This is a genomic window from Immundisolibacter sp., assembly GCF_050250495.1.
Taxonomy (GTDB): Bacteria; Pseudomonadota; Gammaproteobacteria; order Immundisolibacterales; family Immundisolibacteraceae; genus Immundisolibacter.
Genome location: NZ_JBFWOM010000034.1, coordinates 1 through 11,501 on the forward strand (window position 1 = coordinate 1; position 11,501 = coordinate 11,501).

The window sequence follows — 11,501 nt, forward strand, 5'->3', positions numbered from 1 at the left end:
TGCCCGCCGAGGTGCGCCTGTACGACCGCCTGTTTGCCGTGCCGGACCCGGCCGGCCACGACGACTACCTGTCGCTGCGGAACCCGGATTCGCTGGACGTTTTGCGCGATTGCCTGCTGGAGCCGTCTCTCGCCGACGCCAGCGGCGCCGTGCAGTTCGAGCGCCTCGGCTACTTCACGCCCGACCCCGACAGCCGCCCCGGCGCGCCGGTGTGGAACCGCACCGTGTCGCTGCGGGACACGTGGGCCAAGGTGGCCGCGCGCGGGTAGGCCGCAACCAACGACATGTTCGAACAACTCAAGAACAAGGGCTTTCAGGTGCTCGCCCTGCACCACGCGGAAGCGATCCTGCGGCACGACATGCCGGAGGCCGTGGCCGAGCTGGAGGAAGCCCTGTCGGGGATCGAAATTCCGGTGGAGGAACTGGTGCGCGGTGGTGGCGGCGAGGGCGCCATGACGCAGCGCCTGCGCCGCGCGCTCGCCGACACGCACGGCTGGCGCAGGCACAACTTTGTGATCAGGAAGATCGTCGATGGCGTTGAGAAGGAGTCGACCTCGCACGAAATCGACCACGTCAAGCGTTTTGCCGGCGGCACGTTCGCGCTCGAAATCGAGTGGAACAACAAGGATCCGTTCTTCGATCGGGATCTCGAAAATTTCAAACGCCTGCATGCCGACGGCGTGATATCCGTCGGCGCCATCGTCACGCGCGGCGAGTCACTGCACAATGCGCTGCGCGACCTGGTGGCGGCTTTCGCCCGGCAAGCGGGCATCAGGGATCTGACCGCGGCATCGCGGTTTTACGCGCCGACGCAGCGCCAGATCGGGCTTATCGAGCAGGCGGCCAAGGCAAGAAACTCGTTCGAGGACGGTTGGGCGCACGCCTTCGTGTCGGACAAGTTCGGCGAGGCGACTACGCATTGGCGAAAGCTGGAAGATCGCGTGCGTCGCGGCGTCGGGAATCCGTGTCCGTTGTTGTTGATTGGCATCCCGGCGCAGGTCGTCACGGTGCACAGCGGGGAGTAAGGACTTGACTGCCAAGATTTACAGCCTGACCGAGCCGAACCCGGCCGAGGACCTGCTGGCCAAGATGACCGGCCAGTACGCGACCATCCTGGCGGACCCGCCGTGGCAGTTTCAGAACCGCACCGGCAAGGTGGCGCCCGAGCACCGGCGCCTGCTGCGCTACCCGACCATGGAACAGCGAGAGATTCTCGAACTGCCGGTCGCCAAACTGGCCGCGGCCCGATCGCACCTTTACCTGTGGGTGCCCAATGCGTTGCTGGCCGAGGGCCTGCGCGTGATGGAGGCGTGGGGATTCACCTACAAGTCGAACCTCGTCTGGCACAAGGTGCGCAAGGACGGCGGATCGGACGGTCGCGGCGTCGGCTTTTACTTCCGCAACGTCACCGAGTTGGTGCTGTTCGGGGTGCGCGGCAGCATGCGCACGCTGCCGCCGGGCCGTACGCAGGTGAACCTGCTGGCCACCCGCAAGCGCGAGCATTCGCGCAAGCCGGACGAGATATACGACATCGTGGAGGCCTGCTCGCCCGGTCCGTATCTCGAACTGTTTGCACGCTTTCCGCGCGAAGGCTGGCACCAGTGGGGTAACGAGGACGTTGAGGAGAACTCGTACCACGGTGTGGCCCGGCGCAAGGGGCACGTGGAACCGCAGTTACGTCTGCTGGAGACCCCGCGGGGTTACGGCAGCAAGTCCGGTTCGAGCAAGTAGCTGCGCGGTACCGCCCGCCACCCCGATGCGGGTGGCAGGCGTACGTGGAAAACGGATTTTCGATGGCCCAACGATCGTGAGGAGCGAGCAATGAACGACACTAACCGCCTGGCCCTGCACAGCGCCCCGCAGGCGACGGACAACCCGCTGCTGCCGCTCTACGAGGCGCAGCGCGCGGCGTTTCTGCGCGTCGGGCCGACCAGTTACGAGCACCGCATCGAGGCGCTGAAGCGCCTGCGCCAGGCGGTGGTGGACCATCACGAGCGGATTCTGGACGCGGTCGATGCCGACTTCGGCCACCGCTCGCGGCACGAGACGTTCTTTGCGGACGTGATCGGCCTGCTCGGCGAGATTCGCCACACCCGCAAGCACCTTAAAAATTGGATGCGCCCGCGCCGCGCCGGCTGGAGCCCGCAGTTCCCGCTCGCCAAGGCGCGGATTCACTATCAGCCGCGCGGCATCATCGGCGTGATCGGCCCGTGGAACGTGCCGGTGCTGCTGACGCTGTCGCCGCTGATCGGCGCCATCGCCGCCGGCAACCGGGCGCTCATCAAGACCTCAGAGTTCTGCCCGCGCACGGCCGAGGTCGTGACGTCCATCGTCAACCAGGCCTTCACGCCGGACGAGGTGGCCGTGGTCAATGGCGGCGCCGATGTCGCCGCGCACTTCTCGGCGCTGCCGTTCGATCACCTGATCTTCACCGGCTCGACGCAGGTCGGGCGCATCGTGATGCGCGCGGCGAGCGAGAACCTGACGCCGGTGACGCTGGAGCTTGGCGGCAAGTCGCCGACCATCATCAGCGCCGACTACCCGCTCGACGTCGCCGCCGCACGCATCGTGCAGGGCAAGCTGCTGAACGGCGGGCAGGCGTGCATCGCGCCGGATTACGTGTTCGTGCCGACCGGCCGGCGCGCGGAGCTGCTGCAGGCGCTGCACGCGGCGGTCGCGCGCAGCTACCCGACGCTCGCCGGCAATCCGGATCTGACCTGGATCGTGAACGAGCGGCACTTCGAGCGCCTCAAGGCCCACATCGCGGACGCCCGCGCCAAGGGCGCCGAGGTTGTCGAGATCAACCCCGGCGGCGCTGCGCCGCGCGAGGGCGAGCGCGTGCTGCCGCTGACCGTGCTGCTCGGCGTCACCGACGACATGACCGTGATGCAGGAGGAAATCTTCGGCCCGGTGCTGCCGGTGAAGACCTACGACGACCTCGCGCAGGTCATCGACTACGTAAACAGCCACCCGCGGCCGCTGGCGCTCTACCACTTCGACGAGAACGCCGAGCGCACCGCGCGCGTGCTGGATCAAACCGTCTCCGGCGGCGCCTGCGTGAACGACGTGCTGTTCCACGTGGCCCACGAGGGGCTGCCGTTCGGCGGCGTGGGACCGAGCGGCATCGGCCGCTATCACGGCTTCGACGGCTTCGTCACCTTCTCGCACCAGAAGAGCGTGCTGTACCAGAGCCGCTGGTCGGTGCAGTCGCTGATCCGCCCGCCGTACGGGCCGCGTCTTGAGCGCGTGATGCAGCTCGCGCTGCGCTGGCTGTAACGGGCACCGTCGCGCAGCTTGTGCCGGGGCGAGGCGGCGCGTACTGTGCGCGCCCAATCGCTTCTTGGGAGGGAGGCTGACTTGGATATCCGCTTTCTGCGTGCCTTCCTGGCCAACCCGCTGCGGATGGGCGCAGCGTTTCCGAGCAGCCCCATGCTGGCCGGGGAAATCACCAACCCGATCGACTTTGCCCGCTCCCGGGTCATCGTCGAACTTGGCCCCGGCACCGGCGCCTTCACGCGTCTGCTGGCCGAGCGGGCGCACCCTGCCTGCCGGATACTGGCGCTCGAACTCGACCCTGACCTTGCCCGGTTCGCCGCTGCGCGTTACCCGCGGGTCGAGGTGATTCACGCCGCCGCGCAGAGCCTGCCGCAGGTGCTGGCCGAGCGGGGCATCGAGGCCGTCGACGCGGTGGTGAGCGGCCTGCCGTTTGCCAATTTCGGCGCCACACAACAGGCGCAGGTGGTGGACGCGGTGCGGGCGGCCCTGCGCCCGGGCGGCAGCTTCGTGTCGTACAGCTTCATGCACGCCCAGGTGCTGCCCACCAGCCGCCGCTTCCGGCGCAGTCTGAAAGCCCTGTTCGGTCGGCTGGATATCCACCCGGTGCTGCTGAACGCACCGCCAGCGCTGGTGTATCGCTGCGTCGCCTGAGCGAGCCGCCCGGAGCTATCGGGCCGTGGGCGGCACGCGACAGACGGTGACTGCCGGCGTCTGACCGGGCTCCAGCGTCACCGACAGAAAGCTGCCCGGCTCGCCCAGCACCGGGTGCGGCGCGCCGCTGTACCAGGCGGTGGTGGCACCGGCCGACACGTCTCGCGCGCAGTGGATGTGCCCGAGCGCGAGGTAGTCGAACTCGGCATCCTCGATTTCGTGCGCGTGGATGGGCGAGGAATTGCGCGACTCGCCCGCCGCCGGCACGTGCACGCCGTGCGCCATTCCGAGGTACCACAGCCTGGGATCCGGCCGCGCCGGCGGGTCCGCCAGCGGCCGGTGCCCCGGGTGATGGTCGATCACTCCCCTGCCCCACACCGCCACGCCGAGCGCGTCCAGCGTCACCGTCTGTCCGTCCGGGTCCAGCAGCAGGTGCAGGCCGGCGGCGGCAAAGTCGTGGCGGTGGTAGATGGCGTTCTCGGCCAGGCAGTCGTGGTTGCCAGGAATCATCGCCACCGGGAACGGCAGCGCCGCCAGACGCTCGCAGGCCCACTCGATGGTCTCGACGCTGGCGCGGTTGTGGTCGAACAGGTCGCCCGCCAGGAGCATGAGATCCGGCTCACGAGCCTCGATGGCGGTGAGCAGTTCCTCGAACTGTGCCCGGTCGCGGTCGCGGCGCGAGCGGTTCCAGTCGCCGCCGAAGTAGTCGCTGTCGAGGTGAATGTCCGAGCAATGCGCCAGGCGCAGAAGGCGGTGCATGGAAGGCAAACAGTCGTTCAGTGGGGGCGCACAAGATACCACCGCCGCCCGCGCGCCCGGCGGGTTCAGACGGGCCGTTCGGCGCCGAGCGAGATGCGGTGCATCACGCGCCGGTGACCGTGGTAATCGTTGATCGGGTTGTGCTGCGTGCAGCGGTTGTCCCACAGCGCGAGTGTGCCGACCTGCCAGCGCAGGCGGCAGGTGAATTCCGGCCGCGTGAGGTGCGCGAAAAGGTAGTTCAGCAACGGTGCGCTTTCGGCCTCGGTCATGCCGTCGAAGCGCACCGTGTGGCCGCCGTTCACGTACAGCAGCCTGCGGCCGGTTTCCGGGTGCGTGCGCACCACCGGGTGCACCGACGCGAGTTCCGTGCCGGGCCCGAGCTTGGCGCCGCTGTCCGCGAGGCGATCCTCGCGCGTCCTGGTGACGTCGGCCTTGGCCGAGCTGTTGACCGCGCGAAGACCCTCCAGCATCCGCCGCATGCCGTCCGACAATGCCTCGTAGGCGAGGTACATGTTGGCGAACAGCGTGTCGCCGCCGACGGGTGGAATCTCGCGCGCCAGCAATGTGGCGCCGATCGGCGGGGTGTCCAGATACGCCGTGTCCGAGTGCCACAGGCCGCCGAAGTTGACGCGCTCGTGTGCCAGCTTCACCACCGGCACGATCAGCGGGTAGCCGTCGAGCCCTTTCAGCATGGGGTATTCGACCGGCTCCGCGATGCGCCGGGCAAAGGCGAGGTACTGGTCGGCGTCGAGGTGCTGGTCCCGAAAGAACAGCACCAGATGTTCGAGCCAGGCGCGCCGGATGGCGTCGATCAGACCGGCGTCGAGCGGCTGTCCGAGATCGACGCCAAACACCTCGGCGCCGAGGGCACCCGCCACCGGCCGCACGTCAAGCTCCGGGTAAGGCATCGGTCCGCTCGCCTGCCGGGCCGCGGGGCTGTCTCAGCCGCCCCGGTGATAACTCACCACCAGGTCCACCTCTTCCTTCGAACCCAGGATCACCGCCACGCGCTGGTGAATCTTCTCGGGCTGCATGTCGAGGATGCGCTCGTAGCCGGTGCTGGCGGCGCCGCCGGCCTGCTCCACCACGTAGCCGATCGGGTTCGCCTCGTACATCAGACGCAGCTTGCCGGGCTTGGCCGGGTCCTTGGTGTCGCGCGGGTACATGAAGATGCCGCCGCGCGTCAGCAGGCGGTACACGTCGCCCACCATCGAGCCCACCCAGCGCATGTTGAAGTCGCGCCCGCGCGGCCCCTCCTTGCCGGCCATGCATTCGCTGACATAACGCTGCACCGGCGGCTGCCACCAGCGCTGATTGGACGCGTTGATGGCGTACTCGGACGTGCGCTCCGGGATGCGGATGTCGGGCTGCGTCAGCAGGAACTCGCCGCTGACCGGGTCGAGCGTGAAGCCCTGCACGCCGTGGCCGAAGCTGAGCACCATCACCGTCGCCGGGCCATAGACGGTGAAGCCGGCCAGCACCTGACGGCTGCCCGGCTGCAGGAAATCGCTGTCGGTGAGACCCGCCGCGCCGTTTGGCGCGCGCAGGATGGAGAAGATGGAACCGACCGAGATGTTGACGTCGATGTTGGACGAGCCATCCAGCGGGTCCAGCAGCACGAGATACCCGCCGCTCGCGCCCGGCACGCGGTAGGCGCCGTCGAGTTCTTCGGAGGCGATGCCGGCCACCGCGCCGGTCCAGGACAGCGCCTGCATGAAGGCGTCGTTCGACAGCACGTCGAGCTTTTTCTGCGTCTCGCCGGAGGCGTTGGCGCTATCCATCGCCCCCAGCACGCCGGCCAGCGCGCTGCGCGCCAGTGCGGCCGAAATCTCGCGGCTGGCGGCGCCAATCTGCTGCACCACCAGAGCCAGCGCCGGGTCGAGCTGCCCGGCGCGGGCCGCCTGCGTGAGGTGTTGGAGAAGGGATACGCGCTCGCTCATGGCACTGTCCTGACGCTGCTGCGGCAACAAAAAAAAGGCCCGCCAGAATAGCCGATCGGCGCGGGCGCGGCTGCTAAGCTGCGGCCCGCCACCGGAGGAGAAAACCATGCCCGCAGCCGTCGCCGTGAAGGTGTTCTTCAACTTCCGCAGCCCCTATTGCTACCTCGCGTCGAAGACGATGTTCGAGGTGCTGGGCCGCTTCGACTGCGACGTGCAGTGGCGCCCGCTCGGCGGCTGGGACGGCCGTTCCTCGCCGGAACGCGCCAAGGGCAAGCTGCCCATCGCGCGCCAGGACGTGCGCCGCTGGTGCCGGCGCATGGGCATCCCCTTCACCCCGCCGCCGGTGACTACAGACCCCACGCGCGCCGGCGCGGCCTCGCTGCTCGCCGAGCAGCAGGGGCGCCTGCCCGAGTACGTGATCGAGGTGATGCACGCCGAGTGGGGCGAGGGCCGCGACATCGGCGACCTTGACGTGCTGCGCGAGGCCGGCCAGCGCGCCGGGCTCGACCCGGACGCACTCGCGCGGGCGGCCGACGACCCGGCGCTGCTGGCACGCCTTGCCGATCACTGGCAGCAGGCGCAGGCGGTCGGCGTGTTCGGCGTGCCGAGCTTCGTGGTCGGCGAGGAGGTGTTCTGGGGCAACGACCGGCTCGATTTTCTGGCCGAGCACCTGACCGAACTTGGGGCCGCGCGGGCGTCATCGCGCGCTTGAAATACGCCCGCCGCGGAAGGACTGTGGGAGCGGCGCCCTCGCCGCGAATCCGATAAGGATTGGCCCGAGGGCGGGCCTCCCACAGTACGAACCAGCGGCACAGTTCGGCTGTTTGAGCCACCAATACAACCGCCATTTCCATCATTCTTTTTCAACACCACGAGGCAAGGAGAACCCGATGGCACGCGTCAAGGACAAGGTCGTATTCATCTCGGGCGGGGCTTCCGGCATGGGCCGCGCGCACGCGCTGCGCCTGGCCGGCGAAGGCGCCCGCATCGCCATCAGCGACCGCAACGAGCAAGGCCTCGCGCAAACGCTCGCCGCCGTGCAGGCCACCGGCGCCGAAGCCGCCGCCTGGCCGCACGACGTGACCGACGAGGCCGCCTGGGACCGCGTGGTGGGCGACGCCTGCGCACGCTTCGGGCGCATCGACGTGCTGGTCAACAACGCCGGCGTGGCGAGCAGCACCGCGTCCGTGCTCGACATCAGCGCCGACGAGTGGGACCGGGTGATGGCCATCAATGCGCGTGGCGTGTTCCTCGGCCTGCGCGCCGTCGGCCGCACGATGCGCGATCAGGGCCACGGCGGCAGCATCATCAATATCTCGTCCGTGTTCGGCATCGTCGGCGGGGCGATGGCCTCGCCCTACTGCGCCAGCAAGGGCGCGGTGCGCCTGCTGACCAAGGCCGCCGCGGCGGATCTCGCGGACTTCAACATCCGCGTCAACTCGGTCCACCCGGGGCTGATCGACACGCCGATGCTGGACGGCCTGCTGGCCAAGGAAGGCGAGGTGCGCCAACGCATGCTCGGCGTGCAGTTGCAGCGCCGCGCGGCCGACCCGGACGAGGTGTCGTCGGCGGTGTTGTTTCTGGCCAGCGACGAGTCGTCGTTCATGACCGGCTCGGAGCTGGTGGTGGACGGCGGCTGGACCGCGCGCTGACCGCATCTGAAAGCCGCCATGGCCGACCAGGCGCACATCCTCAGCGGCTACCGCGTGCTCGATTTCACGCAGGTGGTGGCCGGGCCGACGGTCACGCGCCTGATGGCCGAGATGGGCGCCGAGGTGATCAAGGTGGAGCTTGCGCCGGGCGGCGATCTCGCGCGCCTGCTGCCGTTCATCCGTGACGGCCGCAGTGGCTACTTCGTGCAGCAGAACCGCGGCAAGCACAGCCTGTGCGTGGACGCGCGCAGCGCCGAGGGCCGGCAGATCCTGCGCGAGCTGGCCGGCACGGTAGACGTGCTGGTCGAGAGCTTTGCGCCCGGTGCGATCGGTCGTCTGGGCCTCGACTGGGACACCGTGCACGCGCTGAACCCGCGGCTGGTCATGTGCTCGATCTCGGCCTTCGGGCAGACCGGGCCGATGGCCGGCCTGCCGGGCTACGACTACATCGCGCAGGCCTACGCCGGGTTCACCGACCTGATCGGCGAGGAAAACGGCTCGCCTTACTTTCCGCAGCTCGCGTTCGGTGACGCCGCCACCGGCGGCTTTGCACTGGCGGCGGTGCTCGCCGCGCTGCTGCACCGCGAGCGCGGCGGGCCGGGGCAATACCTCGACGTGAGCCTGCTGGATGTGTACCTGAACGGCCAGGAAATCGCCGTGCAGGCGGCGAGCTTGAGTGGCGGCGCCGTCGCGCCGCGGCGCACCGGCCGCCAGCATTTCTCGGTCTGCCCGCTTGGCATTTTTCGCGGCGCGCAGGGCTATCTGGTCATCGTCGGGCTCGGCAAGCAGTGGGATCAGCTCTGCCGAGTGCTGGGCCGCCCGGAACTGGCGACCGATCCGCGCTACGCCAGCAACGCCGCCCGCGTGCAGCACGTGGACGAGGTGGCGGCGCTGATCGAAACCTGGCTCGCCGCGGTCGGCGACGATGCCGAGGCCATCCGCCGGCTGGAGGCCGAGCGCGTGCCCGTGGCGCCGGTGCTGTCCGTGCCGGAAGTGATGCGCCTGCCGCAGGTGGAGGCGCGCGGCGCCGTGCGCACTGTGGTGGACCGGGCGCTTGGCGCGTTCGAGATTCCCGGCGTGCCGCTGCGCTTTTCGGCGTTCAGCGAACCGCTCGAACTCGACGCGCCGTTTCTGGGCGAGCACAACGCGGCGGTGTTGCAGCGGCATCTCGGCTACGACGCGGCGCGCGTGGCGGCGCTCGAAGCCGCCGGCGTGCTGCACCGCGAGCCGCTGCCCGCGACCGCGGCGCGCTGATACCGCGTCAGGCCGCGCGCCGGCGGCCGACGCCGATGGTGTCCAGATCATGCCCCGGCACCACCCGTCCGGAGTAATGGCGCCCGGCGAGCTTGAGGCGATCGTCACCGAGGTTGTGCGGGATCACGTGGCTCAGCACCAGCGTTTTGGCGCCCGCGCGTTCGGCCACGCGGCCGGCGTCCTCGATGGACGTGTGCGCCGACAGCAGGTGGTGCTTGAGCGCGTCGATGGCCTCGTCGAACGGCGGCGGGAACAGCCGGTCCACCCAGGCGGCGTCGATCACCTCGTGCACCAGCACGTCGGCGTCGCGCGCCAGGCGCACCAGGTTGTCGCACGGCGCCGTGTCGCCCGAGAACACCACCGAGCCCTCCGCGCTGTCGAAACGGAACGCGAACGACGGGAACACCGGCGCGTGCGCCACCAGCGTGGCCGTGACGCGCACGTTCGCATCCGACCACACCTCGAACGGCGCCATGTGCGGCGCCGGCGTCTGGTTGGGGGTGACGAAGCCCGGAATGGTCGGCAGCGCGATGTCCCGCACCTGCACCAGCCCGCGCAGGTCCGGCCACAGGTAGTCGCGAATCCGGTCGTTCAGATCAGTCGCAAAGGCCCGGAAGATGCCATCCGTCATCTGCACCGTGCCCGGCGTCGGCGCCTCCGGGAACACGGCCGGCGGCTCCTTGGCCGGCCGGCCGGGCACCTGGAACACCGGCGGCAACTCGCCCCGCGGCCCGGGACCGAGCACCTCAAGCGGCTGGCGCCGACCCAGGCCCGCCGTCCAGCCCTGCAACAGCAGGTTGTTGTAATCGACCACGTGGTCGGAGTGCAGGTGCGTGAAGAACAGCGCCCGCAGCGGCTCCAGCAGCGCAAAGGTCTGTGGCTGGTCGCTGTCGTTCATCAACGCCCGGGCCAGCTGCCCGGCGGCGCCGTCGCCGCAGTCCACCATGTACGTGGACTCGCCCACCCGCAACGCGGAGGCGATGCCACGCCGGTTGCTGCCCGGAAACCACGCCGGCCCGCCGGCGGTGCCGAGCAGGATCAGGCGCGTGTCGTACTGCTTGCCATCATCGCCGCGCGCGCTGCCCGTGCTGGCCGCGCCCGCTGCGAGCGGCGCGCCGCCGAGCATCAACGACACCGCCGCGAGACTGGCGCCCGCCCCCGCCTTCAGCAAACCGCGGCGCGACAGTGCAAGCTGGACTGCGTGGCCGACTTCCTGACACATACCCCCTCCTGCGCGCGTTGTTTGGGCGCAGTGTAGGCGGCGCTGAAGGGCGAATCACACGGGGCTGGGTGCCCTACTCCACCGTCACGGATTTGGCGAGGTTGCGCGGCTGGTCGACGTCGGTGCCGCGGATCACCGCCACGTGGTAGGCCAGCAGTTGCAGCGGCACGGTGAACAGCACCGGCGTCAGGTGCCGGATGCCGTCGGTCGGCACGTTCACCAGCGCCACGTTGCCGGCGTCGAGCCCGGCCTGCGCGTCGGCGAACACCAGCAGGCGGCCGCCGCGGGCGCGGACTTCTTCCATGTTGGACTTGAGCTTTTCGAGCAGCGGGTCGTTCGGCGCCACCGCCACCACCGGCATGTCGGCATCCACCAGCGCCAGCGGCCCGTGCTTGAGCTCGCCCGCGGCGTAGGCCTCGGCGTGGATGTAGGAGATTTCCTTCAGCTTGAGCGCGCCTTCGAGCGCCACCGGATACTGCACGCCGCGCCCCAGGAACAGCGCGTGGTGCTTGTCCGAGAAATCCGGCGCCAGCGCCTCGATCGGCTCGTCCAGCACCAGCGTGTCCTGCACCGCGGCCGGCAGGCGACGCAGCTCGTCGACCAGCTCGGCTTCCGCGGCCGCGTCCAGGCGGTGCCGGCGGCCGAGCGCGATCACCAGCAGCATCAGCGCCGTGAGCTGCGTGGTGAAGGCCTTGGTGGAGGCGACGCCGATCTCGGGCCCGGCGTGGGTCATGAGCTTCAAGTCCG

At 69.5% G+C, this 11,501-nt stretch carries 12 protein-coding genes and 1 pseudogene; 8 read left to right on the forward strand and 5 right to left on the reverse strand.

Going from position 1 to position 11,501, the window contains the following annotated elements; genetic code table 11:
* From AB7F93_RS13550 to AB7F93_RS13570, 5 genes and pseudogenes are all read left to right on the forward strand, one after another.
* Positions 1–269, forward strand: a pseudogene (locus tag AB7F93_RS13550) (glutamine--tRNA ligase); the annotation flags it as partial.
* Positions 270–284: 15 nt separating this feature from the next.
* Positions 285–1,025 (forward strand): BglII/BstYI family type II restriction endonuclease, encoded by a 741-nt coding sequence (locus AB7F93_RS13555; protein WP_428303440.1) that lies wholly within the window; start codon positions 285–287, stop codon positions 1,023–1,025.
* A gap of 64 nt (positions 1,026–1,089) precedes the next feature.
* Entirely contained in the window at positions 1,090–1,731 is a 642-nt protein-coding gene (locus AB7F93_RS13560; protein ID WP_428303451.1) for an MT-A70 family methyltransferase, read from the forward strand.
* Positions 1,732–1,821: 90 nt separating this feature from the next.
* Positions 1,822–3,276 (forward strand): coniferyl aldehyde dehydrogenase, encoded by a 1,455-nt coding sequence (locus AB7F93_RS13565; RefSeq protein WP_428303441.1) that lies wholly within the window; start codon positions 1,822–1,824, stop codon positions 3,274–3,276.
* A gap of 81 nt (positions 3,277–3,357) precedes the next feature.
* Complete coding sequence (locus tag AB7F93_RS13570; RefSeq protein WP_428303442.1) at positions 3,358–3,927, forward strand: class I SAM-dependent methyltransferase; 570 nt, start codon at positions 3,358–3,360, stop codon at positions 3,925–3,927.
* 15 nt (positions 3,928–3,942) lie between these two features.
* On the opposite strand, the gene AB7F93_RS13575 is transcribed toward AB7F93_RS13570, so the two are convergent.
* From AB7F93_RS13575 to AB7F93_RS13585, 3 genes are all read right to left on the reverse strand, one after another.
* Entirely contained in the window at positions 3,943–4,686 is a 744-nt protein-coding gene (locus tag AB7F93_RS13575; protein ID WP_428303443.1) for a metallophosphoesterase family protein, read from the reverse strand.
* 65 nt (positions 4,687–4,751) lie between these two features.
* Positions 4,752–5,594: a TauD/TfdA dioxygenase family protein gene (locus AB7F93_RS13580; protein WP_428303444.1), complete on the reverse strand. Its 843-nt coding sequence runs from the start codon at positions 5,592–5,594 to the stop codon at positions 4,752–4,754.
* A gap of 33 nt (positions 5,595–5,627) precedes the next feature.
* The gene (locus AB7F93_RS13585; protein WP_428303445.1) at positions 5,628–6,626 is read right to left on the reverse strand and encodes a class 1 fructose-bisphosphatase; all 999 of its coding nucleotides are present in this window, start codon (positions 6,624–6,626) and stop codon (positions 5,628–5,630) included.
* Between the two features lie 106 nt (positions 6,627–6,732).
* On the opposite strand from AB7F93_RS13585, the gene AB7F93_RS13590 reads away from it, so the two are divergent.
* The 3 genes from AB7F93_RS13590 to AB7F93_RS13600 all read left to right on the forward strand — a co-directional run bounded on the left by AB7F93_RS13590 (position 6,733) and on the right by AB7F93_RS13600 (position 9,532).
* A complete protein-coding gene (locus AB7F93_RS13590; RefSeq protein ID WP_428303446.1) occupies positions 6,733–7,338 on the forward strand; it encodes a 2-hydroxychromene-2-carboxylate isomerase in 606 nt (201 codons plus the stop codon).
* A gap of 178 nt (positions 7,339–7,516) precedes the next feature.
* Complete coding sequence (locus tag AB7F93_RS13595) at positions 7,517–8,278, forward strand: SDR family NAD(P)-dependent oxidoreductase (RefSeq protein ID WP_428303447.1); 762 nt, start codon at positions 7,517–7,519, stop codon at positions 8,276–8,278.
* A gap of 18 nt (positions 8,279–8,296) precedes the next feature.
* Positions 8,297–9,532: a CaiB/BaiF CoA transferase family protein gene (locus AB7F93_RS13600; protein WP_428303448.1), complete on the forward strand. Its 1,236-nt coding sequence runs from the start codon at positions 8,297–8,299 to the stop codon at positions 9,530–9,532.
* Between the two features lie 7 nt (positions 9,533–9,539).
* On the opposite strand, the gene AB7F93_RS13605 is transcribed toward AB7F93_RS13600, so the two are convergent.
* Together AB7F93_RS13605 and AB7F93_RS13610 are read right to left on the reverse strand one after the other, a co-directional pair.
* Entirely contained in the window at positions 9,540–10,754 is a 1,215-nt protein-coding gene (locus AB7F93_RS13605; RefSeq protein WP_428303449.1) for an MBL fold metallo-hydrolase, read from the reverse strand.
* Positions 10,755–10,827: 73 nt separating this feature from the next.
* Positions 10,828–11,501 (reverse strand): SIS domain-containing protein (locus AB7F93_RS13610; RefSeq protein WP_428303450.1); only part of this gene is annotated, 674 nt, incomplete at its 5' end.

Bases quoted from the DNA above. Each gene is read 5' to 3' on its own strand.
- AB7F93_RS13555 (WP_428303440.1), top strand. From the start codon at position 285: ATGTTCGAACAACTCAAGAACAAGGGCTTTCAGGTGCTCGCCCTGCAC.
- AB7F93_RS13560 (WP_428303451.1), top strand. From the start codon at position 1,090: ATGACCGGCCAGTACGCGACCATCCTGGCGGACCCGCCGTGGCAGTTT.
- AB7F93_RS13565 (WP_428303441.1), top strand. From the start codon at position 1,822: ATGAACGACACTAACCGCCTGGCCCTGCACAGCGCCCCGCAGGCGACG.
- AB7F93_RS13575 (WP_428303443.1), bottom strand. From the start codon at position 4,686: ATGCACCGCCTTCTGCGCCTGGCGCATTGCTCGGACATTCACCTCGAC.
- AB7F93_RS13580 (WP_428303444.1), bottom strand. From the start codon at position 5,594: ATGCCTTACCCGGAGCTTGACGTGCGGCCGGTGGCGGGTGCCCTCGGC.
- AB7F93_RS13585 (WP_428303445.1), bottom strand. From the start codon at position 6,626: ATGAGCGAGCGCGTATCCCTTCTCCAACACCTCACGCAGGCGGCCCGC.
- AB7F93_RS13590 (WP_428303446.1), top strand. From the start codon at position 6,733: ATGCCCGCAGCCGTCGCCGTGAAGGTGTTCTTCAACTTCCGCAGCCCC.
- AB7F93_RS13595 (WP_428303447.1), top strand. From the start codon at position 7,517: ATGGCACGCGTCAAGGACAAGGTCGTATTCATCTCGGGCGGGGCTTCC.
- AB7F93_RS13600 (WP_428303448.1), top strand. From the start codon at position 8,297: ATGGCCGACCAGGCGCACATCCTCAGCGGCTACCGCGTGCTCGATTTC.
- AB7F93_RS13605 (WP_428303449.1), bottom strand. From the start codon at position 10,754: ATGTGTCAGGAAGTCGGCCACGCAGTCCAGCTTGCACTGTCGCGCCGC.